This window comes from Streptomyces sp. R302 (assembly GCF_012927245.1).
In the GTDB taxonomy this organism is placed as follows: domain Bacteria; phylum Actinomycetota; class Actinomycetes; order Streptomycetales; family Streptomycetaceae; genus Streptomyces.
Genome location: NZ_JABBGE010000012.1, coordinates 211,961 through 235,281, shown reverse-complemented (window position 1 = coordinate 235,281; position 23,321 = coordinate 211,961). Strand labels below are relative to the sequence as shown.

The window sequence follows — 23,321 nt, the reverse complement described above, 5'->3', positions numbered from 1 at the left end:
TTTTGGCACGCTGTTGAGTTCTCAAGGTGCGGACGCTTCCTTCGTTCCTGTTTCCAGGCCCTCCGGGCGCTTCCTTCGTTTCCGACTCTATCAGATCCTTTCGGCGTCTGATTCCCAGTCAGAGGGGGTTGTCTTTCCGGCTGTTGGGCCGTTCCGACGAGTGAGACTTTAGCGGATTCCCCGCCCCCGACGCGAATCGAGGGTTTCGAATCCCCATTCCGTTTGAAGCGCACGAAAAGCAGGACGGCGCGACGAATCGCAGCCGGCAGGCTGTGCGGATCTTGCGGAGTGGCTGCCCGGGGCCGACCGGAGTCGGTGCTCACGTCGGACAACCCGGAGGACATTACGTATCGGGAAAACGCATGTCAACCCCGCTCCGTGGTGGGGTCCGCGACCGCCACCACGGATACGTGAGGTGATTGAGACGCTACTGCTGGTCATCGGATCCGGCATGTCGAGGTCTCGTCGACCGCGGCCGGTCCGGCGGCGGTTCAGGAGTCCGGTGCGGCCCAGGTCTTCAGGGTGGCGGCAATCTCGCGGGCGTCGGCTTCGCCGGTGAGGACGCGGTCGACGAGGGTGATCGCGTCCTCGCTGGTGACGTCGACGGGGTGGCCGGAGGCGTGGAGATAGGCGGCGGCCACGGCGACGGCGAAGAGCTCGTTGGAGTGCTCCAGGGCGGGGACGCGGACGAGCTGGTGGAGGAGGGCCGCGGCGCGGTGGTGCGGCTGGTCGTAGACGGGCGTGCCCATGAGGTGGAAGGCGTGGCGGGCGCGGGCGGCTTCGAGCGAGCCCCAGTCGGTGATCTCCGGGTCGCTGGGGATCATCTTCTGCGCGATGCCGAGGAGCCAGGCCAGGTCGACGTGGACGGTCACGGGCCGCTCCCCCGGTCAGGCGGCGCCGGTGGGGCGGGCTCCGTACCGGGCGGCGAAGGCGTCGCCGTGTTCGTGGACGAAGGTGCGGGCGCCCTCGATGAAGCGGGTCCGGGTGAGATCGGCGTGCAGGACGTCGCCGGCGTAGTCCTCGGCGGCCAGGTGCCGTTCAGCGGCGGCCCGCTGGAGCGCCTCGTACGCCTCGTCGCTGATCTCGATGCGGATTTCCCGTGGCATGGCACCACGGTAGCGGCCCGGGTCCTGGCGGGGCAGCCTTCCTGACGATCCGGGTCCGCTTCGGGAGGGGAGAGGAGGGGAGAGGAGAGGGGACTCGGCGGGGTGGGTGTCACGCGCGCGCGTGAAGGCGGCCGCGCCGCGGCGTCCTGCCGAGGGGGCGGCCGGGTCTGCGGGCGGGAGGGGAGCACGGTCTCGTCGGCCTCGGTGTGGTGGAGGGTGGTCGTGGGGCCGTTCCAGCGGCCGATCGCCGTTCCTGGCTGGGCCGGCACTCGGGCCGTGTCGGCCTCGATCGTGAGGCGTCTGCCGGTGGCGCGTTCGGCGAGCAGTCGGCGGGCGGGTGCCGGGTCAGTCGGGGGCGTCGACGCCGCGGGCGCGGGCGGCGTTCCCCATGCGCGGGACGAGGACGGGGGTGAGTGGGGGTGTGGCCGTGCGTTCGCACATCCACAGGAGCCGTCCGGCGCCCCGGGCGGGGCCCAGGGTGCGCCAGTGGATGCGGAGCCCGAGGTCGGCGGCGACCGACGCCCGCCCAGGGGTGGACGTTGCCCAGGGGGCCCTGTGCGCCGAGCCAGGTCAGGTAGCGCTCGGCCTCGTCCAGGATGCCGGTCATGGCGTCTACGGGGATGGCGAGGACGTACGGACGCCGGCCGCGGAACGGGTGGGGGCGTGTCGCGGCGTGCAACAGGGCGGCGCGGGCGCATGGTCGCCGGGGGCCGTCCGCTCGCGCCCCGTCGTCGTCCTGGCCCAGGGGTCGTGCGGAACGTCGGCCTCTGCCTCGGTCTCGCGGAGGGCGTGGCGCAGGGTGGCCTTCGCGCGTTCGTGCACGGCGCCGCCTGCCCGAGTGCCGGGAGGTGGGCGGTGAGCGGGGCGTCGGGCACCGGTGCCCGGCGCAGGCCTGCCGCCAGGTCGTGGCGACCCCGGCGTCGACCATTAAGCGGCTGGTCGGCCGGCCGAGCGCGCTGAGTTCCAGGCGGGCCTCCGCCAGGCCCGGGCGCAGGCAGCCTGCGGCGGTAAGGACGTACGCGGCCTGGTGCAGGGGTTCGACGCCGTCGTGTCCCTGATGCGCGGCGAAGGTTCCGGCCCGCCTCCTCGGTGGTGGGCACCCGGTCCCGCACGGCCTCGGCGAGGAGGTGGTCGGCCGGGTGCTCGTCCAGGCGTGACCGGCCGGGCCTGCCAGTGGGGCCGTTCCACCGGGTCGGTGAGGAGGAAGGCCCAGCCCTCGCGTTCCCCGGCGGCGATGCGTCCGGCGCGTCCGAACACCTGCTGGGCCATCAGCACCTTGACGCGGTCGAGGCCGAGGGTGGTGTCGCGGACGGCGACCGCGCGGGCGGGGAGGTTGACGCCCGCCGCGACCGTGGAGGTGGCGACGAGGACCTCCGCCTCGCGGGCGCGGAAGGCCCGCTCGGCCTCCTGCTTGTACGGCCAGCCCGGTAGTGGAGGCGTACTCCGGCCTTGGTGCAGAGCCGCCCCACGGCCTCGGCGTCGGCGGCGTCCACGCCCGTGGTGGGCACGCCTCGGGGGTCGGCTGCGAGGGCGAGCGCCGGGGTCCGTACCCCGCGTTCGCTGCCGCAGAAGACAAGGACGCTGCCGCCGTCGTCGGTGACCTGCGCCGCCCGGTCGGTCGCGTCGGCGGGCGGCAGGAGGGGCAGCTGCCCGGTGAGCCGGGCGCCCCGCCGGCGGGTGACCTCGTCGGCGTTCGCGACGGTCGCCGAGAGGCCGACGATCCGGGTGGCCGCGCTGTCCTCCCGTACGCGGGTGAGCAGCGCCTCCAGTACGGCTCCGCGCGTCGCGCAGCGAGCCCGTGCGGCAGATCGCCTCGAACTTCTCGGTGGTGGCCACCCACACGTCGGCCGAACGGATCAGCTCCGTGTCGACGGCGGACTCGCCGGTCGGCCGCACCACCCGCAGCCCTCGGTTCCGCCGCAGGCGGAGCTCGCGGTCCAGCTGGTCGGTGAGGGAGCGCTGCGGCACCAGCCAGTCGGCCTTGCACCCCCGGGCGTCCGCCTCCAGTGCGGCGACCATGGCGACCGGGGTCTTTCCCTCGCCGGTCGGCGCGACGACGACCAGGTGTCCGGTGTCGTCGAGGACGGCGGCGACGGGGACGGACGTGCCGCCGTCGCCGTCGCCTCCTCCGTCGCCGTCCGGCAGGTCCTCCAGCGCGTCCTCTGGGCGGCCAGGTCCGTACGGCCTCCGGTGCCCGAGGCGGTGCCGACCCGGCCGGTCGCCTCCCAGTGGCGGCTGACGCGGTACGGGACGCGCCGCTCCGCCGGGCATGCCGGCTGCGGCTCGTGCGCCGGGCCGTCGGGGAGGATCACGCGTACGTCCTCGGCCGCGGCGTGCGCCGTTTCGGGCGGGCGCCGGGCGGGGTCGGCGGCCTAGTACCAAAGCAGGGCGCGCGGCTCGGCGGCGTCGGGCCCGGGCAGGTCGTCCGGCCGGCCCGGGCCGGGTTCGGGGCGCGGCTGGGCCGGGATCCTGACCCGTACGAGGACGGTGGGCGCCGGGTCGCCGTCCGGGCGGGGCGCCGGCGCGCAGACTTCCGCCCGGCGCCGGTCGGTTCGTCGTAGCGCTTCGCGACCAGGTCGGCGAAGGTGAAGGCGGCGGGGCAGGCGGGCGCCGGGTCGCCGTCCGGGGGGCGGGGCGCCGGCGCGCGGGCTTCCGTCCGGTGCCGGTCGGTTCGTCGTAGCGCTTCGCGACCAGGTCGGCGAGAGTGAAGGCAGCGGGGCAGGCGGACGCCGGGTCGCCGGTGCGCGGGCTTCCGTCCGGTGCCGGTCGGTTCGTTGTAGCGCTTCGCGCCCAGGTCGGCGAGGGTGAAGGCGGCGGGGCAGAGGAGCGCCGTGTGCCGGTAGGTCCGGCCCTGGGGCTCGTACGGGCGGCGCAGGGTGTGCAGTTCGCCGGCGCAGGCGGGGCACGGGCGCTCGACGGTGGCCTCGTGGCTCCGTCCCGGCTCGGTGAGCCGCTCCGGGAAATCGCCGCCCGGCGTGACTCCCCACCGTTCGCGTGTCAGGTCGATGACGGATGCCTGCCCGTCGGCCTCGTCGCTGCGCATGGCACGACCCTCGTATCCGATGATCATCGCCCGCAGGCGTTTTCACCGGGCCGGTGGTTCGGCGGGGCGGAGGCTTCAGGCCTCGGGGGAAGCCGGGCCGTCGGTGTCGATGTCGGTGTCGGTGTCGCGGACGGGGTGCGCGGACTTCCTCCTGCGGTACGCGACGATGCCGCAGAGCGCGAGGAGGAGGGCGGCGACCACGGCGACGCCGAGCGCCGTACTGCCGGCGAACAGCCTGCCCAGCAGTTCGAGCGCCCCGATCCCGACGGTCGCGTAGAGCAGCGCCCAGGCCGCGCCGCCGAGGAACAGGGCGGGGAGGTAGCGCGGCAGGGGCATGCGCATGCTGCCCGCGAGGAAGTTGGCGGCGGTCTGGAAACCGACGGTCAGGAAGGAGACGGCGACCACGGGCGCGCCCCACCGCTGGATGGCCCGCTCCGCGCGCTGGAACCTGGCCGAGGCCATCCGCTCGGCGAACCTGCTGCGCCGGGCGCCGGCTCCGGCGAGCCAGCCGACGGCGAACGTCCCTCCGGCCCGCAGCAGCACGATGGCGTACAGGGCGCCGGCGGTGAGCGCGACCTTATCCACGGCACCCCCCGGTGGGCCGACGACGGCCACGATCCGGCTCTCCGACTCTCACCTGCGGTCCGCCTCTGCCCGTTCCGTCTCCCCCAACATAGGCCACCCTAACCGACCGCCCGATCCTGTTTCGGGGGGCTACGGCCCTGCCGGTGCGGGGCGCGTCTCCCGGCTGCCGCGCGGACGCCGCTGTCCCCGGCCGCGTGGTGCGACCGGGGACGGCGGGTGGTGCGGGGCGGGCGGTGTCAGATGTGGATCTGGGCGGCCGTCCAGCCGGCGGAGCCGGTGGCGATGGTGCCCTGGTCGGCCCAGCCGTCGCGGTTGAGGTAGGCGCGGAGGCTGCCGTTGGCGCCGACGATCAGGTAGTCGGCGCGGCCGTCGGCGTCGAGGTCGGTCATCCGGACCTGCGGGCCCGTCCAGGTGGACGAGCCGGTGGCGACGGTGCCCTGGTCGGCCCAGCCGCCGTGGCCGTCGCCGCCCTTGTTGAGGAGCACCCGGGCGCTGCCGTTGTCGCCGATGACGACGTAGTCGGCGCGACCGTCGCCGTCGTGGTCGGCGAAGCGGACCTGGGAGTCGGTCCAGGACGAGGAGCCGGCGGCGATGAAGCCGAGGTCCGTCCAGGTCACGGTGGTGCCGGTGCCGGAGTTGCGGTAGGCGTGGACGCTGCCGTTGGAGCCGACCGCGAGGTAGTCGGCACGGCCGTCGCCGTCGAGGTCGACGAAACGGACCTGGCCGCCGGTCCAGGCCGCCGAACCGGTGGCGACGGTTCCGAGGTCGGACCAGGTGATCGCGCCGTTCGCGCCGGCCTTGTTGAGGAAGGCGCGGGTGCCGCCGTTGGCGCCGACGACCAGGTAGTCGGCGCGGCCGTCGCCGTCGACGTCGGCGAAGCGGACCTGGCTTCCGGTCCAGGACGAGGAGCCGGTGGCGACGGTTCCGAGGTCGGTCCAGCTGATCGCGCCGTTCGCGCCGGCCTTGTTGAGGAAGGCGCGGGTACTGCCGTTGGCGCCGACGACCAGGTAGTCGGCGCGGCCGTCGGCGTCGAGGTCGACGTCGGAGTCGGCGACGGTGGTCGGCTCGGGCAGGGCGGGCTTGACGACGACGTTCTCGGCGATCCAGCCCTTGCCTGCGGCGCGGGCGATGGCGTCGGAGAACGCGGTCGCGATCTTGGCGTAGCCGGTGTCGTTCGGGTGCAGGCCGTCGCCCAGGTCGGCCGTGGTCACCGCGGAGGTGTCGGCCAGTTCGACGCGGGCGCCCTGGGCCTGGTAGCCCGCGACGAGGGTGCGGACCGCGTTGTTGTAGGTGACGACGCGGGCCTGTGCGGCGCTGTCGGCGTTGGGGACGATGGTGGCGACGACGACGGTGATGCCGGGGGCGGAGGCGCGGATCCGGTCGACGAGGGCCTTGAGGCGGGCCGGCGCGTTCGCCACGTCGACGTTCTTGTCGATGTCGTTGGTGCCGATCTTCAGGGTGACCACGTTGGGCCGGGCCCGGTACAGCCAGGAGCCGATGTTGTCGTGGATCCCGCCGATGAACCAGCCCGAGTGGCCCTCGTGGTCGGTGTCGGGGAGGCTGCCGCTGCTCAGCGAGCCGACGAAGTCGATCGTGGTCCCGTGGCCCTGGAGCCTGTTCCACAGGCCGGGGCGGTAGCCGTCCCTGGTGCTGCTGCCGACGCCCAGGGTGATCGAGTCGCCCAGGGGCATGACCGCGAGGCGCGAGACCTTCCACTGCGGGTCGCCGGGGACCGGCGGCGGCAGCGGGGTGTGGCCGGGCGGCGGGGTGGGGGCGGGTCCGGCGACGGGCTCGCCGCGGTAGGTGTAGGTGTTGAGGGCGTTCACGGCCGCCATGGGGTCGCCGTCGCGGTACTGGTCGACGGCGATGAAGGTGGGCTTCTTGCGGGCGGCGGGCATGCAGAACCGCTCGGCGCGGTTCTGCAGTTTCTCGTTGTCGTTCCGGTACGTGGGGGCCATCGGCACGTCACGGAAGTGGTTCATGACGAACAGGGGCCGGTAGCGCTTGGGCTCGCCGGTGGCACCGTATTCCTGGGAGCTCAGCGGGACGGAGTCCCAGCGGGTGCGGCAGGTCCAGTCGGAGGAGCCGAGACCGGGGCCCATGGACCAGTAGTTCTCGACGGTCCACTCGTCGTCGTTGAGGATGCCGAGGGACTGCTTGTCGTCGCCCTGGCTGAACATCACGAGCCGCTTGTTCCGGTCGATCATGTCCTGGACCCTGGGCCAGCCGTTCTCCTTCACCTTCCACTCGCGCGGGTCGAAGACGAGGTCGGAGAGGGTGCCGGCCGTCTTTACGGTGCCGTCGGCGTTGCGTTCGCCGAGCAGGCCGCCGAGGGCGGCGCGCAGCTGGTCCCCGCTGACGTGGTCCTCCATGAAGAGCGTCACGATCTGGTCGGGACGGCTCCTCAGGAACGACGCGATCTCGCCCATCGGGACGGTCATGGCCTGCCGGGTCGCGGTCGCGCAGTCGGGCTTGTGGCAGAGGACGATCCGGCCCTCCTGGTCGTACACGTCGATCATCAGGCCCCGGACGCCGTCGTTCAGCTGCGTCTGGATGCTGTGCGGCTGGTTGGGCGCGATGATGTGGCCCGCGTCCTGCTCGGTGTTGCTCATGGAGTTGTGCGTCGTCAGATACGTCATCTGGTCGAAGGTCCGCTCCGAGGCGGGCGGCATCGGGGCGCGTACCGGATCGGCCGGGGTGAGGTACCAGACGGTGTCCGCGTCGTCGTCGGCGGTCAGGGTGGCGTCCTGGTGGAGGTTGCCGGGGTTCGCGGTGAGGCGGCGGCCGTCCGAGGGGCGGTAGACGTGGTAGCGGTCGCCGCCGATGTTCGACAGGGACCACTCGGTGTCGGCGCCGCCGCAGCGGAGGAGTCGTACGAAGTCCCCGTCGCGGCCCGCGCAGGCGCTGCCGCCGGCGAGGGCGATCTCGTAGGCGCCGTTGGAGAGCGCCCGGAACTCCCACTGCTGGTTGTCCTCGTCGCCCTTCGGCGGACGGGTGGTCAGCGGGTCGTCGAGGGGGACCTCGATGGGGTAGATCGGGGTACCTGACAGGTTGTTGCCGTTGACGACGGACTGGACGTAGTAGCGGGCCGCCGGGGCGGGTGCGGCCGACGCGGGCGCCGCGTCGGCGACGACGGCGAGGGCGCTGAGCGCTGCGACGGCCGTGACACCGGCGAGGGACCGGACGAGCCGGTCGCGGAACCCGGCCCCTCCGGTCGTCGTCCGTCGGGGAGCGGAGGTCGGGGACAAGGGGCGTCCTTCCCGGAAGGGGAGTCGTGGGGGCGGAACCGGCCGCACCGGGGCGCGGCGCGCGCCCTGGTGCGTCACCGGCGGGGTCTTCTTCCGGCACCCGACCGTGGGGGACGCCCCCGCCGCGTGACCCGGAGCCCCGCGGCGAGCGCCGTCTCCCCCGCTACGCGACCGGTCGTTGCCGCCCCCAGCCTCGGCTCGGGCGCTGCCGCACCGCTTGCGTATCGCTAACGCGGTCCCTCCGGGCGTCGGAGCCGCCGACGCCCGTCGTCACTTGCGGCCGACGCCCGCGTACATGGCCACGTCCGGGACCCGGGTCCGCGGCCGCCACGCGGAGCAGGACACCACGCCGGGCTCCAGCAGCTCCAGGCCGTCGAAGTAGCGGGCGACCGCCTCGGGGGTGCGCTGGGTGAGCTTCGGGGTGCCGTGCTCGTTCCAGAACGCCACCGCCGCGTCGACGTCCGGCATGTCGGGGTGGGTGACGGTGTGGGAGAGGACGAGGTGGCTGCCGGGGGCGAGCGCGTCCATGAGCCGGCGGACGACCGCGTACGACTCCTCGTCGTCCTCGACGAAGATGACGACGCCGAGCAGCATCAGCGCGACCGGCTGCGAGAGGTCGAGGGTCTTCGCCGCCGCGGCCAGGATCCTGTCGACGTCCCGCAGGTCCGCGTCCAGGTAGTCCGTCCGGCCCTCGGGCGTGCCGACGAGCAGGGCGCGGGCGTGCGCGAGCACGAGCGGGTCGTTGTCCACGTACACGACCCGGGCGTCGGGGGCGACGCGCTGGGCGACCTCGTGGGTGTTGTCGGCGCTCGGCAGCCCCGTCCCGATGTCGAGGAACTGCCGGATGCCCTCCTGCTCGGCCAGGTACCGCACCGCCCGTCCCAGGAACAGCCGGTCCGCCTTCGCGTACTCCCCGATCCCGGGGTGCAGCCGCCGGATCTGGTCACCGGCCTCCCGGTCGACCGGGTAGTTGTCCTTGCCGCCGGTCCAGTAGTTCCAGATCCGGGCGGTGTGCGGCCGGGTGGTGTCGATGCGCGATGCGATGTCGGTCACCCCTCCAACGTAGCGCAGCGCTGCGGCAACTCCCTTGCTCGGGTGCCCCCTTGGCTCCTACCGGCTCGGTCGGCCCAGGAAGCTCCGCCGCACCTGGCGGTTCGGGTTGTCCTGGACGGGTTCGCGACCAGGAGCGTCCGATGGACGCGCGGCAACGTGTCGTGCCGTCCTCCGGCAGGTCGCTCGTGATTACTTGAGGACCATGCTCAGCGGAGTTCGCGACCTCGTCCTGCCCTCCTCGCAGCGCCGCTCGCTGGACGAGCTGGCGCAAGATCTGGACCTGTCGTCCGGGGACACCAGATCCAAGCGCTCGGCCTTCTGGACGATGCTGACGCTGTCCTCGGTCATCGCGGCCGCCGGGGTGCTGACGGATTCGACGGCCACCGTGATCGGGGCGATGATCATCGCCCCGCTGTCGACACCGATCATGGGTATCGCCCTGGGCTCGGTGCAGCACCGGCGGATCGGAGCGATCAAGGTCGTCCTGGCGGCCTGCGCGGTGGTGATCGTGGTCGGGATGCTGTTCGCCCTGGTGCTTCCGGAGACCTACGACCTGCTCTCCAACAGCCAGATCGCCTCACGGACGTCGCCGGGACTGATGGATCTGGTGGCCGCCGTGGCCACCGGCCTCGCCGGCGCGGTGGCACTCGCCCGGCGGGACGTCGCCGCCGTGCTGCCCGGGGTCGCGATCGCCATCTCCCTCGTGCCGCCGCTGGTCGTGGCCGGGGTGTGCCTGGGGAAGCTGGCGGGGGCGCTCGCGCTCGGCGCGCTGGTCCTGTTCGTGTCGAACTTCTTCGCCCTGGTCTTCGGCGGCATGGTGGTCTTCGCCGTCCTCGGCCGCCGAGCCCAGGCCGACCGGGGCACCTGGCGGCTCGCGCGCGGGACGTACGCCGCGATGGGCGTGCTGTTCGTGGTCGTGTTCGTGCCGCTGGCGGCCAACACCGCTCTCACGTTGCTGATCAGCTCCTGGACCACCGGGGCCAAGAGCGTGGCGGAGCAGTGGCTCGACGACACCCCTGGGGCGTCTGTCTCCAGCGTCGACATGTCGTCCCACACCATGTACATCCACGTCCGAGCCCCCGGCGACCTCCCGCCGGTGCAGACTCTGCTCGACCGTCTGGAGGGACGGGTCCCGGACGGCATTCCGATCGTGGTCGACTCCGCCCAGGGCCGACGCATCGACGTCGGCACGGTCGGGGACTGAACGGTCAAGGGCTGAACGGTCGGGGATTGAACGGTCGGCGACCGATCGACCCGTGCGGAACGGCCCCGTCCGGACGGTCGGTGACGCAACGCGGACGCGGCCCGGGGGCGGCTCGGACACCGAGCCGCCCCCGGGACCGTGGCCGGGTCACTTCTTCGGCAGCCACGCCTTCCAGACCGACTCGTTCTCCTTGACCCACTTCTCGGCCGCCTTCTCCGCGGTCATCTTGTCGGCGGCGACGTACTTGGCGACCAGGTTCTGCTGCTCGGTCGTCCAGTTGAAGTTCTTCAGGAACTCGGCCGCGTCGCCGCCCTCCTTCGCGAAGTCGGCGTTCATCCACTTCTTCAGGGGGACGTCCGGGTAGGCGCAGGCGACGGCCTTCTTGTCGGCGTCACAGCCGTCCTTGTACGGCGGGAGCTTCACCTCGACGAGGTCCATGGTGGCGTTCATCCACTGCGGGGTCCACCAGTACGTGAGGAACGGCTTCTTGTTCTTGTACAGCTGCTCCAGCTGCGCAAGGTGCGTGGCCTCGGCGCCCGCCTCGATCGGCTTGTAGTTCAGGTCGAGGTTCTTGATCAGGGCGTTGTCGTGCGAGACGTACGAGGGGTCGCCCTTGATGAACTGGCCCTTGTCGCCGCTCTCCGGGGTCTTGAAGACGTCCGCGTACTTGTTGAGGTTCTTGTGGTCCGTGATGTCCGGCTTCTCGTCCGCCAGGTACTTCGGGACGAACCAGCCGATGTGGCCCGTCACGCCCAGCTCGCCGGCGGAGACGACGGACTTGTTGCCCTGGACGTAGCGCTTCTCCTCCTGGGGGTGGCCCCAGTCCTCCAGGATCGCGTCGATCTTGCCCTGGCTCATGGCGTCCCAGGCCGGGGTCTCGTCCATCTGCTGCGTCTTGACCTCGTACCCGAGCTCGTGCTCAAGCAGGTACGCGGCGACGGCCGTGTTGACCTCGGCGCCGACCCACGACGGGGTGTGCAGGCTGACGGTCTTGGCGTCGCCGCCACCGGTCTCGGCGGCGCCGCAGGCGCTGACGGTGAGCAGGGCGAGGGCGCCGGTCGCCGCCGCGAGGGTCGTTCTGGCACGACGGGTCAGGATGCGCGGACGGGGATCGGTGTGGGCGTGGTCGTTGCGGGTGGGAGTGGGCATGATGAACTGCCTTTCGGGTGGGAGCGTATGACGGTCGGTCAGTGCCGGGTGGCGGTGGAGGGGGATCGCTCGGCCGGCTGGGTGAGCTTGTCGAGGGCCAGGCCGAGGCAGACGATGCCCGCGCCGGCGATCAGGCCGGTGCCGAGCTCGCCCGCGGTGAGGCCCTTGACCACGTCGAAGCCGAGTGCTCCGCCGCCGACCAGACCGCCGATGACGACGACGGCGAGGACGAGGACGACGCCCTGGTTCGCGGCGACCAGCAGCGCCGGACGTGCCAGCGGCCACTGCACGTCGCGGATCTGCTGCCAGGTGGTGGCGCCCAGGGAGCGGGACACCTCCATGGTGGCCGGGCTGACCTGCTTGAGGCCCTGGGTGGTGACCCGCACCACGGCCGGCAGCGCGTACACGGCCGCCGCGGTGATCGCGGCGACCCGGCCGGCGTTGAACAGCTGGACGACCGGGATGAGGTAGATGAACTGCGGCAGCGTCTGCATGGCGTCGAACACCGGACGCAGCAGCCGCTCCACCGGCCGGACGCGGGCCGCGAGGATGCCGATGGCGAAGCCCAGGAGAAGGGTGAGCGCGACGGCGACCAGGACCTGGGACAGGGTGTAGAGGGCCTTGTCCCAGATGCCGAGCACGCCGATGCAGGACAGGGCGAGTACGGCGGTCAGCGCGCCCCGCCAGGTGCCGACGAGCCAGGCCACGGCGGCGGCGAGGAGCAGCAGGGACCACCACGGCAGGGACTGGAGGCCGTTGTTCAGCGGGTTGAGCACCCAACTTGTGAAGTTGCCCGCCCACACCGAGGTGCCGCCGAGCACGGGGACGTCCTGGTACACGTTGCCGACCAGCCAGTCGACGGCGGTGTTCAGCGGTGCGGCGATGTTCACGGTGGCCGCTTCGGGCCACTCGCCCAGCTGGGAGCCCACCAGCAGGCCGCCGCCGGCCGCCACCAGGGCGATGCCGGTTCCCCGCCGGCCGACCGGGACGCCGCCCCGGGCTCCCGCCGCGGCCGTCGTCCGATCGAGCCAGACGGCGATGAGGACGATCGCAAGGCCGGCGGTGACGCCCTGGCCGAAGTCACGGGTCTTCAGCGCCTGGTACACGCTCTCGCCGAGACCGCCGGCGCCGACGACGGAGGCGATGACCACCATCGACAGGGCCATCATGATGGTCTGGTTGAGACCGAGGAAGAGCTGCGGCCGGGCCATGGGCAGCCGCGCGGTCCACAGCCGCTGCCACCGGGTCGACCCCAGGGAACGGGATGCCTCCAGGACGGCCGGGTCCGCGCCGCGCAGGCCCAGGGTGGTCATCCGGACCATCGGGGGCGCCGCGTAGATCACCGTGGTGATGAGCGCCGACGGGGTGCCGATGCCGAAGATCAGGACGAGCGGGAGCAGATAGGCGAAGGAAGGCAGCACCTGCATGGTGTCGAGCACCGGGCGCAGGATCCGCTGGGCGGTGTCGGAGAGCCCGCCGGCCAGGCCGAGCAGCAGCCCGAGCGCGGCGGCGACGACGACGGACACCAGCATCAGGGCGAGGGTCTCGGTCGCCTGCTCCCACAGGCCGAGGAGGCCGCAGCCGGCCAGCGAGCCGAGGGCGACGAGGGCGGGTCCCGCGCCCCTGCGGCCCGCGCCGCCCGCGTACCAGGCGAGTGCGGTGGCGGCGGTGAGCACGCCCGCCCAGCCGACCGAGGTGAGCAGGTCGTGGACCCAGGCGACCGAGTCGGTGGCCGCGTTGGACAGGTGCAGCAGGAAGTAGAGGAAGACGGGGTGGGTCTCGCGGTTGTCGACCACCCAGTCGGCGAAGGAGTCGAGGCCCGGGACCAGGTCCACGCGCAGCGCCTCCGGCCAGCCGCCGCCGGCGACCAGCGCGGCGGTGGGCAGCAGCAGAGCCAGGACCAGCAGGACCGCCGGGGTGGAGGGCCGGGCCGGCCGCCAGGTGCGGCGGCGGCCGGACGCCTCGGTGTGCCCCCGGGGGCGGTCGCTGCCGACGGGCGGGCGGGAGGTCGTGGCGGTACTCATGCGGTCACCGGGTCCGCGTCGGGGTCCGTGGGCGTGGCCGGAGCCTCGGGCGCGGCCGGAGCCTCGGGCGCGGCCGGAGCCTCGGGCGCGGCCGGAGCCTCGGGCGCGGCCGGAGCCTCGGGCGCGGCCGGAGCCTCGGGCGCGGCCGGAGCCGTAGCCGTCTCCACCGGCGCGCCCTTGCCCGAGTCCGGAGCCGCGGCCGTGTCGCCGCCCTTGCGCATGTGCGGGACCGCGCCCGTACCCGTACCCGTACCCGTACGCGCGTCCGCGTCCGCATCCGCGTCCGTCGTGCCTTCCTCGCCCGGTTCCAGCCCGGCCACCACGGCCAGCAGCCGTACGTGGTCGACGACACCGAGGAGCTCGCCGTCCTTCTCGATCCGGGCCGGTATGCCGTCCCGGGCGACCGCGGCGATGCCCTCGGCGACCGTGGCGTCCGGGGCGAGCACCGCGCCCCGGTCCGCCTCGTCGCCGACGGCCGGGCGCATCGCCCGGGACACCGGGACGATCTGCTCGCGCGGCACGTCGCGCACGAAGTCGCGGACGTAGTCGTCGGCGGGGCGGGTGACGATCTCCTCGGGCGTGCCGAGCTGCACGATGGCGCCGTCGCGCATGAGTGCGATCCGGTCGCCGAGCTTCAGCGCCTCCGCGAGGTCGTGGGTGATGAACACCATCGTGCGGCCCTCCTCCTGGTGGAGCCGCACCACCTCCTCCTGCATGTCCCGGCGGATCAGCGGGTCGAGCGCGCTGAACGGCTCGTCGAACAGCAGGACTTCGGGGTCGGCCGCGAGCGCGCGGGCCAGACCCACCCGCTGCTGCTGGCCGCCGGAGAGCTGGTTCGGGCGGCGGTCCTCAAGGCCGGCGAGGCCGACCTTCTCGATGACCTCGCGGGCCCTGGCCCGCCGCTCGTCCTTCGCCACTCCCTGGATCTCCAGGCCGTACGCGACGTTGTCCAGGACGGTGCGGTGCGGCAGCAGGCCGAAGTGCTGGAAGACCATGGCCGCACGGTGCCTGCGCAGCTTTCGCAGCCGGTTCTGGTCCATGGCCAGGACGTCCTCGCCGTCCATCGCGAGCTCGCCGGCGGTCGGCTCGATGAGCCGGGTCAGGCAGCGCACCAGGGTGGACTTGCCGGAGCCGGACAGGCCCATGACGACGAACACCTCGCCGCGGCGGACGTCGAAGGAGACGTCACGGACGGCGGCGGTGCAGCCGGTCCGCTCGCGGATCTCGGCGGTCGACAGGGCGCCGAGGCGGGCGTCGCCGGGCACGCGGTCGGCCTTGGGTCCGAAGACCTTCCACAGGCCGCGTACCGAGAAGACGGGATCGTGGCCGTCCATCAGGAGGCCTCCTTCGGGTTGACGTCCGAGACAAGGAGGTCGGCGCACTTCTCCCCCACCATCAGGACGGCGATCATCGGGTTGACGGCGGGAATGGTCGGGAAGACGGAGGCGTCGGCGATCCGTATGCCCTCCAGGCCGCGGACGGTCAGGTCGGGGTTGACGACGGCCAGGCCGTCGCCCTCGGCACCGATCCGGCAGGTGCCGGCCGGGTGGTAGACGGTGTGCGCGACCTTGCGGGCGTACTCGCTCAGTTCCTCGTCGCCGGTGACCTCGGGGCCGGGGCAGACCTCGCGGCCGAGCCAGGACGCCAGCGGCTCGGTCGCGGCGATCTTCCGGGCGATCCTGATGCCGTCGACGAGGGTGCGGGCGTCGTAGTCCTCCTCGTCGGTGAAGTAGCGGAAGTCCAGGGCCGGCTTGACCTCGGGGTCGGCGCTGGTCAGGTAGAGCCGGCCGCGGCTGCGCGGCTTGGGGATGTTCGGCGTCATCGACACGCCGTGCGCGGGCCGTTCGTAGCCCAGCCGCTCCGGGTTGTCGGTGAAGGGGATCTGGTAGAAGTGGAACATCAGGTCGGGCCCGGGCGACTCCGGGTCGCGGCGCACGAACAGTCCGGCGTCGCTGTCCATCGCGGAGTTCTCCGGGATCGGCCCGTGGGTCTCCCAGACGATCACCGACTCCGGGTGGTCGAGCAGGTTCTCGCCGACGCCCGGGAGGTCGTGGCGGACGTCGATGCCGAGTTCGGCCAGCTCCTCGCGCGGCCCGATGCCGGAGTGGAGCAGCAGCCGCGGGGTGTCCACCGCCCCGGCGCAGACGACCACTTCACGCGAGGCCCGCAGGACGAGGTCCTCGCCGTCCTTGGTGCGTGCCCGTACGCCGGTGGCGCGGGCGCCGTCGAACTCCAGCCGGTACGCCCAGGTCTCGAGCAGCAGGTGCAGGTTGGGGCGGTCCAGGAAGGGGTGCAAGTAGGCGACGGAGGCGGAGGAGCGCTTGTTGTCCTCCGGGTGGTACGCGAGGTCGAAGAAGCCGACGCCCTCGTGGAAGGGCTTGCGGTTGAACCCCTCGACCCGGGGCACGTCGAGGGCGTCCTGTGCGGCGTCGACGAAGTCGCGGGCGATGGCGTTGCGGTCCTTCTCGTCCACCGGGACGATGTTGTTGAGGAGCTTGCCGAAGTACGGGTCCATCGACGCGGCGTCCCAGCCGTCGGCGCCGAGTCCGGCCCACTCGTCCCAGTCGGACGGCAGCGGCTTGAACGCGATCAGCGTGTTGTGCGAGGAGCAGCCGCCGAGGACGCGGGCCCGGCTGTGCCGGATGTGGGAATTGCCGCGCGGCTGTTCGGTGGTGGGGTAGTCGTAGTCCAGTTCGCCGCCGAGCAGGCCCATCCAGCGGCGCAGGGTGAGGACGTCGGGGCGGTCGACGTCGGACGGGCCGCCCTCGACGACGGCGACGGTGATGTCGGGGTCCTCGGTGAGGCGGGAGGCGATCACCGAACCGGCGGTGCCACCGCCGACGATGACGTAGTCGTAGGTGCGGTCGGACATGCTGTGTTCACTCCAAGAGGCGTGGGGGGCTTACGGGCGGCTGCCGGGTCCCTGGGCGGCGCGGGCGGAGGCGCCGCCCGGGGAGTCCGCGGGGCTCAGCCGGAGAACCACCGCACGGGGCGGGGCGCCAGGTTCTGGTAGACGTGCTTGGTCTCGCGGTACTCGGCGAGGCCTGAGGGGCCGAGTTCGCGTCCCACGCCCGACTTCCCGAAGCCGCCCCACTCGGCCTGCGGGAGGTAGGGGTGGAAGTCGTTGATCCATACGGTGCCGTGGCGCAGTCGGCGGGCCACCCGGCGGGCGCGGGAGGCGTCCGCGGTCCAGACGGCGCCCGCGAGGCCGTACTCGGTGTCGTTGGCGAGCTCCACGGCCTCGTCCTCGGTCCTGAAGGTCTCCACCGTCAGGACGGGGCCGAAGATCTCCTCGCGGATCACGCGCATGTTGCGGTGGCAGCGGTCGAGGACCGTGGCCTCGTAGAAGTACCCGCCGGCGGGCCTGGTCGCACCGGGCTCGGGGCGGCGTCCGCCGCTGCGGAGCACGGCTCCCTCGCCGAGCGCGGACGCGACGTACTCCTCGGTGCGCTCCAGCTGGGCCTGCGAGACCAGCGGGCCGCACTCGACGTCCTTCTCGGTGCCGCGGCCGAGCCTGATCAGGGCGGCCCGGCGGCTCAGCTCGGCCACGAACCGCTCCCGTACCGACTCCTCGATGATCAGGCGGGAGCCGGCCGAGCAGACCTGGCCGCTGTGCATGAACGCGGCGTTCAGGGCCTGGTCGACGGCGGTGTCGAAGCCTTCGGCGGTCTCGCAGGCGTCGGCGAAGACCACGTTCGGGTTCTTGCCGCCGAGTTCCAGGGCGACCTTCTTGACGCCGGGCGCCGCGGCCTGCGCGACCTTCACGCCGCTGGTCAGACCGCCGGTGAAGGAGACCAGGTCGACGCCCGGGTGCTCGGCGAGGCGCGCGCCGACCGTGTGGCCGGGGCCGGTGACGAGGTTCGCGACGCCGGTGGGGAGTCCCGCTTCGGCCAGCAGCGCGATCAGCGCCACGGTGCTGAGCGGGGTGATCTCACTCGGCTTGATCACGAAGGTGTTGCCCGCGGCCAGGGCCGGGGCGATCTTCCAACTCGCCTGGAGCAGCGGATAGTTCCAGGGGGTGATCATCGCGCATACGCCCACGGGCTCGTGGACGACGACGCTGTGCACGGTGTCGCTGCCGGCGTCGACGACGCGGCCACCGCCCTCGGCCAGGACGAGGTCGGCGAAGTAGCGGAAGGCGTCCGCGACGCAGTCGACGTCGACGCGTCCCTCCTCGACGGTCTTCCCGGCGTCGCGGCTCTCCAGCAGGGCGAGTTCCTCGCGGTCGCGGACCAGCAGCTCGGCGACGCGGCGCAGCAGCGCGGCCCGCTCGGCGACCGGAGTGCCCGGCCAGACACCGGAGTCGAAGGCGGCGCGCGCCGCGGCGACGGCGTCGTCGGCGTCCGCCGCGCCGCCCTCTGCCACCACGGCGAAGGGCCGGCCGTCCGCAGGGTCCAGGATGTCCCGCGTCTCACCGTTCAGCGCGCCGCGCCAGGTGCCGTCCGTGTGGATGGTCATTCGTGTCAACAACAGTCAATGCCTTCTGCTTCGGGAGGATCTGCTCCACCGTCCCGGTGTTCCCGTGAGCCGGGGTCCCCGTGTCCCGCGTCCCGGGTCCGGTGTCACGGGGGCACCGGGTACCGGACGCGCCGCCAGGGGGCGGGGGGCGGGGAGACGACTGGAGACGCGGGGCGGATCGCCGACGCGACCCGACCGCGGGCCGCGGCGTTCACCAGGACAGGACCTGCCCCAGAGCCGCCACGGGCGGTCGATCGGAATGCAGGCACTGGTCATGCGGGCCGAAGTTACCCAGCAGAAGGCGAAAACGCATGAGGCGAAAGTCTTGCGCCAGGAGAATAGGGGTGTTAACGCCCGAGCAGCCTTTGCTTCCCAGGAAGTGACAACCCCAACAAGATGTTTGAATAAATCGGTACCAATCGGCACCAAACCCTACTTTGTAACGAATACATAACACCTTTGCACCATGCTACGTTCGCAACAGGAACGTTATGTCATCGTCTGCGCCTCGTGGGTTTGACCGCGCCTGAATTGGACAGTAACGGCGCACAGTCCTGCGGGCGCGACCACCCTGCGGGCCCAGGATTCGCATGTGCGTAGCCTCAGGTCGCGAAACGTTCGCCGGACACGTCGGCCACCATGCCGCAGATCCTCGGCGAGGCATACGTGCGGGCCTTCACGGCCCCCCCTCGTACCCCATGGGGCATCCGCGTGGCCCACTCGGCACGCCTGCGACAGGTCCGGGCGGGAGCTCCGGGTCGCTCGCGGGCAGGGCCCTGCGAAAGTCGGCTGCGGTGTATCGCCAGGGCTCTGCTGGTGCCGGACCCTCTCGGCACCAGCCGTCTGCTGCGCGACGGTCGGTTCCTCGGCGTCTTCACGTCGACCGGGGACGGAAAGGCCAGCGCCGCGTGGGAGGGGGGCGGAGAGCGGAGAGCGCCCGGAGTCGCACGACGCCGCCGTCGGGTACGGGCTCGCCGCCGCTTTCGGGACGGGGGCGGAGCCGATGTGGAAGCTGGCGCTGAACGCCCTGCCGGAGATGTGGCCGTGAGCGGGGCCCACCCCTACTCCTCCGCGTGCGGCAGCTGGTGGGAGCAGGTCGAGCGGGCGACGAAGGCGATGCCGTCGTAGTCCTTCGCCGGTACGAGCGGCGCGGTGTGGAACCGGTAGGAGAACCGCGGCACGTTGGCGCCGAAGCTGCGCTGTGCCTGCGGTGCGTGCAGCCAGGGGGCGGTCGCGCGCAGGTCGACGTAGTAGGTCGCCGTCCCGGCGGGCGAGGAAGGAGCCCTTGCCGACCTGGTGGCGGCGAGGCGGCCTGTGGCACGGGGGGCGGCGTACGGGGGTCGGCGGCTTCGCTTTTCCACCGAGGTGCTCACGTGGCGGTCAGAGCTCCGGTGCGAGACCGCGCTCGCGCAGCCAGGACAGCTGGACCGGTGGGTTGGAGCCGTACCCGCCGCCGTGGTCGCCGAAGGGCCAGACGGTCATGGTGCGGTCCTCGCCCCGGTAGTGGTTGTAGGCGGCGTACACCGTGGAGGGTGGGCAGATCGGGTCCATCAGGGCGACGCTGAACAGGGCCGGGGCGGTGGCCCGTTGGGCGAAGTGGACGCCGTCGAAGTAGTCGAGGGTGGCGAGGGTCCGTGCCACGCGCTCGCGGCTGTGCCAGCGCAGGTACTCGGCGATCTCCGGGTACGGGCCCTCCCCGGTGATCTGCACGGCGCGGCGGAAGTGGCACAGGAACGGGACGTCCGGGAGTGCCGCGGCCACGCGGTCTCCGGCGAGAGCGGCGACGGCGAGGGCCAGGCCGCCACCCTGGCTGCCTCCGGCCACCACGATCCTGCGCGGGTCGAGGCCGGGCAGTCCGGCGACGGCGTCCACGGCGCGTACGCAGTCGGTGATCAGCCGCCGGTAGTAGTAGTTCTCGGGGGAGTCGATGCCTCGGGTCATGAACCCCCCGGCCCACTGTGTGCCGTCGCCCGCCGTCCGGTCCGGGGTGTCGTGGCCCTGGCCCCGGCTGTCGACGACGAGTTGGGCGTAGCCGGCGGCGGACCAGAGGAGGTGTTCGGTGGGCAGACCGCGGCCGCCGCTGTAGCCGATGTACGTGACGACGACCGGCAGCGGTCCCTCCGTGCCGCGCGGTCGCAGGAGCCAGGCGGCCACCGGCTCGCCGTTCCAGCCGGGGAAGCGCACGTCGTCGACGTCGACCGTGTGCAGCAGGTGCGCGGAAGTGACCCGTTCGGCCTTGATCGTCCCGTCGTAGGACCGGGCTTCGGCGAGGGTGTCCCGCCAGAACGCGTCGAAGTCGTTCGGGGCGGTCAACTGCGGCCGATAGCCGATGAGGTCGTCGGTCCCGAGGTCGGTGAGGGGCATGGGGCGTCCTCCGGTCGGAGTGTGGGGTGGGGACGGGGTGGCGGGGGGGGTGAGTGGTGCCGGGGCGATGCGTCTCTCGGGTCCCGGGCACGGCTGGGCGCGGGAGTGGCGGCCCGTCCTCCCCCCGTCGGACGGGCCGCCGGTTCACGGGCGGGCGCGCGAGCGGTCAGTCGGCGCTACCGGGGCTGCCAGGGCTGCCGATGCGGAAGGCGCAGAGGCGGAAGTCTCCGTGCAGGGTCAGGCGCAGGTCGTGGGCGCCCTCGGGCGGGGCGTCCAGTTCGCCCGTGACGGTCCGCCAGGTGTAGCGGTCGCCGGTGAGGGGGACGTCGAGCTCGGCCAGCACCTGGTCGCCGGCCTGGACGACCAGCCGCGCCTGGCCGGGTCCGGCGTCCTCGCGGGCGGTCTCGGCCTCGATCCGGACGGCCCCGGAGAGAGCGACGTCACAGAAGAGAAGCGTCCCGGGACGGGCGGGGTCGGTGGGCGTGACCGCGTCTCCGTCGGTCCGAGTGGCGTCGACGAGGGTGACGTCCGCGTAGTCGTCGAAGTCGACGGCCAGGGTCCGCCGGTCCACGACGGGCCGGGGCGCCGCGGCCGTCCCGGTCACCGTGAGCGGTGCGGTGAGGACCGGGTGATCGGCGGAGCGGGCGACGATGATCTCGTATTCACCGGGATCGACGGTGAAGGCGGAGGTGGTGACATCCCAGTGGGCGAGCCGTTCGGCGGGCAGCCGGAACGTCACCTCGCGGCTCGCTCCCGGTTCCAGGCGCACCTTGCGGAAGTCGGCGAGGCGCAGTCCGGGCGCCTCGTGACGGGTGGCCGGCGGCCGGACGTAGAGCTGCACCACCTCGCTGCCGGCCCGGGCACCGCTGTTGGCCAGGGTCACCGTGATGTCGACCGCGCCGTCCTGTCCGGTCGACGACCGCGACAACCGCAGGTCGCGGTAGGAGAAGTCGGTGTACGACAGGCCGTGGCCGAAGGCGTAGAGGGGCGCGGCCGCGTGGTACTGGTAGGTCCAGCCCGCCTTGATGATGTCGTAGTCGAGCGGGGCCGGCAGCGGATCGTCGCCCCGGTACCAGGTCTGCGGGAGGCGCCCGGCGGGGTCGGCCTCGCCGAGGAGTACGGCGGCCAGCGCGTGGCCCGTCTCCTGCCCGCCGTGGGAGGTCCACACCACGGCGGGCAGGTGCTCGTCGGCCCAGTCGACGGCGTACGGGTAGCTGCTCATCACCACGAGCGCCGTCTCCGGGCGCACGGCCGCGACCGTGCGGAGCAGCTCCTCCTGCGTCGCGGGCAGGTCGATGTCCACGCGGTCCTCGGTCTCACGGCCGTTGATCATGGGGTGGTTGCCGAGGACGACGACCGCCGCGTCGGCCGCCTGGGCGGCTGCCCGGGCCTCGGCCGCGCCGTCGCGCAGCAGTTCTCGCGCCCAGCGTTCGGCGGAGTCCGGGGCATCGGCGGTCACGGTGACGCCGCCGTCGGTCGGATCCACGGCCGCGTAGCGGCCGGTGAGCACGGAGCGCAGCAGCACCGTGTCCTCCCCGGCCGGTTCGAGCCGGAAGGTCTCCTTGACGAACCAGTTCTTGAGGACCGTCTGGTCGGCCGCCACGGTGGCGTCGTCCTTGAGGCTCAGGTAGTGCCCGGTGACGGCGGCGCGGAGGGTCAGCGCGCCGCCACCCCAGTCGGTCACGTCGAAGGCGGTCTTGCCGAGGAGTTCGCCGGTGGTGCGGGAGCGCAGCGCGATACGGTCGGCGCCCTCCACCCGGACCACCTCGCCGCCGTGGGCGCCGAGTGCGGCGGCGAGTCCGTCGGCGACGGTCACCTGGTAGGGCATGGTGCCGCTGTACCAGTCCTCGCACAGCGTGTCGGCGAGCGGGCCGATGACGGCGATCCTCGGTGTCCGCGCCGGGTCCAGCGGCAGCAGCCCGTCGTTCTTGAGCAGTACCACCGACTCGGTCGCCGCGTGCCGGGCCAGGGCGCGGTGCTCGGGGCGGTCGATCGCCTCCGGGCCGATCCCGGCGTACGGGTCGAGGTCCGGGTCGAACTCGCCCAGTCGGAACCGGAGTTCGAGCTGTCGACGCACCGCGCGGTCCACGTCGGCCTGCGCCAGCAGGCCGCGTTCCAGCGCCTCGCGCAGTCGGCCGACCGGCGTGGCGCTGTCCTCGTCGTGGTCGGTGAAGCTGTCGATGCCGGCCTTGAGGGCGGCGGCGTGGGACTCGGCGTGGTCGTCGAAGTAGCGCTCCGGGTCGACCAGGTTCGAGGGGGCCTCGGCGTCGCTGACCACGAACAGCTCGTGTCCGGTGGGCCGCGCCCAGCGGCGCAGCTCGGTCTCGATCAGCGGGCTGACGTGGCAGGGGCGGCCGTTGACGAGGTTGTACGCGGCCATGACTCCGGTCGCGGCGCCGGAGGCGACGACGGGCCGGAAGGCGGCCAGGTCGTACTCGTGGAGGACGCGCGGGCGCAGTCCGGAGGAGGTCGTGCAGCGGTCGTCCTCGTTGTTGTAGGCGAGGAAGTGCTTGAGGACGGGAGCCGTCCGCAGGTAGGTCGGGTGGTCGCCCGACAGACCCCGGCAATACGCCTCGCCGAGCCGGGCGGTGTGCACCGGGTCCTCGGAGTAGCCCTCCTCGTTGCGTCCCCAGCGCGGGTCGCGCAGCAGGTTCAGGACGGGCGCCCACGCCTGGAGGCTGTAGGGACCGTCACCGACGGCGGGTGTGCGGTGGTGGTGGAAGGCGCGCAGTTCGACCGAGACGGCCTCGGCGACCCGGCGCGCCAGGTCCTCGTCCCAGGTGGCGCCGAGGCCGACGGCCTGCGGGAAGACCGTCGCCACCCCCATCCAGGAGACCCCGTGCAGCGCCTCGCTGCCCGTACGGAAGGCAGCGAGGCCGAGCCGAGGGACGGCCGGCGCGTACTGGTGCAGCATCGCGAGCCGCTCTTCGGGCGTGAGCCGTGAGAGGAGGTCGTCGACGCGCTCCTGCAGCGGCAGCGCGGGATCACGGAAATCGGGCGGCTCGGATGCGGACGTGGACGCGGACGCGGAACTCACGTGGGAACCCCTCAGGCGAGTCGGTTGCGGATGACCTTCGTCGAAGCGCT

Annotated in this window: 16 protein-coding genes; 2 read left to right on the top strand and 14 right to left on the bottom strand. The window is 72.7% G+C overall.

What is annotated here, in order from left to right; all coding sequences use genetic code 11:
- Window positions 1–491: 491 nt before the first annotated feature.
- The 3 genes from HHL19_RS31925 to HHL19_RS37890 all read right to left on the bottom strand — a co-directional run bounded on the left by HHL19_RS31925 (window position 492) and on the right by HHL19_RS37890 (window position 3,125).
- Window positions 492–872, bottom strand: coding sequence for a fic family toxin-antitoxin system, toxin component (locus HHL19_RS31925; RefSeq protein ID WP_346768496.1), 381 nt, complete (start codon window positions 870–872; stop codon window positions 492–494).
- 15 nt (window positions 873–887) lie between these two features.
- Window positions 888–1,106 (bottom strand): hypothetical protein, encoded by a 219-nt coding sequence (locus HHL19_RS31920; protein ID WP_169093685.1) that lies wholly within the window; start codon window positions 1,104–1,106, stop codon window positions 888–890.
- Between the two features lie 927 nt (window positions 1,107–2,033).
- A complete protein-coding gene (locus HHL19_RS37890; RefSeq protein ID WP_240982011.1) occupies window positions 2,034–3,125 on the bottom strand; it encodes a hypothetical protein in 1,092 nt (363 codons plus the stop codon).
- 45 nt (window positions 3,126–3,170) lie between these two features.
- Between HHL19_RS37890 and HHL19_RS37885 the strand changes: the two genes are divergently transcribed.
- On the top strand, window positions 3,171–3,482 hold the full coding sequence (locus HHL19_RS37885; protein ID WP_240982013.1) for a hypothetical protein: 312 nt from the start codon (window positions 3,171–3,173) through the stop codon (window positions 3,480–3,482).
- Window positions 3,483–4,224: 742 nt separating this feature from the next.
- On the opposite strand, the gene HHL19_RS31910 is transcribed toward HHL19_RS37885, so the two are convergent.
- The 3 genes from HHL19_RS31910 to HHL19_RS31900 all read right to left on the bottom strand — a co-directional run bounded on the left by HHL19_RS31910 (window position 4,225) and on the right by HHL19_RS31900 (window position 9,035).
- Complete coding sequence (locus HHL19_RS31910) at window positions 4,225–4,734, bottom strand: VTT domain-containing protein (RefSeq protein WP_169093870.1); 510 nt, start codon at window positions 4,732–4,734, stop codon at window positions 4,225–4,227.
- Between the two features lie 236 nt (window positions 4,735–4,970).
- Window positions 4,971–7,982, bottom strand: a complete 3,012-nt coding sequence (locus HHL19_RS31905) for an FG-GAP-like repeat-containing protein (protein ID WP_240982002.1) — start codon at window positions 7,980–7,982, stop codon at window positions 4,971–4,973.
- 270 nt (window positions 7,983–8,252) lie between these two features.
- On the bottom strand, window positions 8,253–9,035 hold the full coding sequence (locus HHL19_RS31900) for an SAM-dependent methyltransferase (protein ID WP_169093869.1): 783 nt from the start codon (window positions 9,033–9,035) through the stop codon (window positions 8,253–8,255).
- Window positions 9,036–9,237: 202 nt separating this feature from the next.
- Here HHL19_RS31900 and HHL19_RS31895 point away from each other — a divergent pair, with 202 nt between their 5' ends.
- Window positions 9,238–10,239: a DUF389 domain-containing protein gene (locus HHL19_RS31895; protein ID WP_169093868.1), complete on the top strand. Its 1,002-nt coding sequence runs from the start codon at window positions 9,238–9,240 to the stop codon at window positions 10,237–10,239.
- A gap of 147 nt (window positions 10,240–10,386) precedes the next feature.
- On the opposite strand, the gene HHL19_RS31890 is transcribed toward HHL19_RS31895, so the two are convergent.
- The 8 genes from HHL19_RS31890 to HHL19_RS31850 all read right to left on the bottom strand — a co-directional run bounded on the left by HHL19_RS31890 (window position 10,387) and on the right by HHL19_RS31850 (window position 23,271).
- A complete protein-coding gene (locus tag HHL19_RS31890; RefSeq protein ID WP_169093867.1) occupies window positions 10,387–11,388 on the bottom strand; it encodes an ABC transporter substrate-binding protein in 1,002 nt (333 codons plus the stop codon).
- Window positions 11,389–11,426: 38 nt separating this feature from the next.
- Window positions 11,427–13,412: an ABC transporter permease subunit gene (locus tag HHL19_RS31885; RefSeq protein ID WP_169093866.1), complete on the bottom strand. Its 1,986-nt coding sequence runs from the start codon at window positions 13,410–13,412 to the stop codon at window positions 11,427–11,429.
- On the bottom strand, window positions 13,409–14,746 hold the full coding sequence (locus tag HHL19_RS31880) for a glycine betaine/L-proline ABC transporter ATP-binding protein (protein WP_169093865.1): 1,338 nt from the start codon (window positions 14,744–14,746) through the stop codon (window positions 13,409–13,411). Before HHL19_RS31880 ends, HHL19_RS31885 begins: the two co-directional genes overlap by 4 nt.
- Window positions 14,746–16,284, bottom strand: coding sequence for a GMC oxidoreductase (locus tag HHL19_RS31875; RefSeq protein ID WP_169093864.1), 1,539 nt, complete (start codon window positions 16,282–16,284; stop codon window positions 14,746–14,748). Before HHL19_RS31875 ends, HHL19_RS31880 begins: the two co-directional genes overlap by 1 nt.
- A 95-nt stretch (window positions 16,285–16,379) precedes the next feature.
- Complete coding sequence (locus tag HHL19_RS31870; protein WP_169093863.1) at window positions 16,380–17,870, bottom strand: aldehyde dehydrogenase family protein; 1,491 nt, start codon at window positions 17,868–17,870, stop codon at window positions 16,380–16,382.
- Between the two features lie 1,061 nt (window positions 17,871–18,931).
- A complete protein-coding gene (locus tag HHL19_RS37880) occupies window positions 18,932–19,231 on the bottom strand; it encodes a hypothetical protein (RefSeq protein ID WP_240982001.1) in 300 nt (99 codons plus the stop codon).
- Between the two features lie 19 nt (window positions 19,232–19,250).
- On the bottom strand, window positions 19,251–20,234 hold the full coding sequence (locus HHL19_RS31855) for an acetylxylan esterase (protein WP_169093862.1): 984 nt from the start codon (window positions 20,232–20,234) through the stop codon (window positions 19,251–19,253).
- A 166-nt stretch (window positions 20,235–20,400) separates the two neighbouring features.
- The gene (locus HHL19_RS31850) at window positions 20,401–23,271 is read right to left on the bottom strand and encodes a glycoside hydrolase family 3 C-terminal domain-containing protein (protein ID WP_346768495.1); all 2,871 of its coding nucleotides are present in this window, start codon (window positions 23,269–23,271) and stop codon (window positions 20,401–20,403) included.
- Window positions 23,272–23,321 lie beyond the last annotated feature (50 nt).

Excerpts from the sequence above, each read along its gene's own strand:
- HHL19_RS31920 (WP_169093685.1), bottom strand. The coding sequence starts at position 1,106 with ATGCCACGGGAAATCCGCATCGAGATCAGCGACGAGGCGTACGAGGCG.
- HHL19_RS37890 (WP_240982011.1), bottom strand. The coding sequence starts at position 3,125 with ATGGTCGCCGCACTGGAGGCGGACGCCCGGGGGTGCAAGGCCGACTGG.
- HHL19_RS31895 (WP_169093868.1), top strand. The coding sequence starts at position 9,238 with ATGCTCAGCGGAGTTCGCGACCTCGTCCTGCCCTCCTCGCAGCGCCGC.
- HHL19_RS31890 (WP_169093867.1), bottom strand. The coding sequence starts at position 11,388 with ATGCCCACTCCCACCCGCAACGACCACGCCCACACCGATCCCCGTCCG.
- HHL19_RS31885 (WP_169093866.1), bottom strand. The coding sequence starts at position 13,412 with ATGAGTACCGCCACGACCTCCCGCCCGCCCGTCGGCAGCGACCGCCCC.
- HHL19_RS31880 (WP_169093865.1), bottom strand. The coding sequence starts at position 14,746 with ATGGACGGCCACGATCCCGTCTTCTCGGTACGCGGCCTGTGGAAGGTC.
- HHL19_RS31875 (WP_169093864.1), bottom strand. The coding sequence starts at position 16,284 with ATGTCCGACCGCACCTACGACTACGTCATCGTCGGCGGTGGCACCGCC.
- HHL19_RS31870 (WP_169093863.1), bottom strand. The coding sequence starts at position 17,870 with ATGACCATCCACACGGACGGCACCTGGCGCGGCGCGCTGAACGGTGAG.
- HHL19_RS31855 (WP_169093862.1), bottom strand. The coding sequence starts at position 20,234 with ATGCCCCTCACCGACCTCGGGACCGACGACCTCATCGGCTATCGGCCG.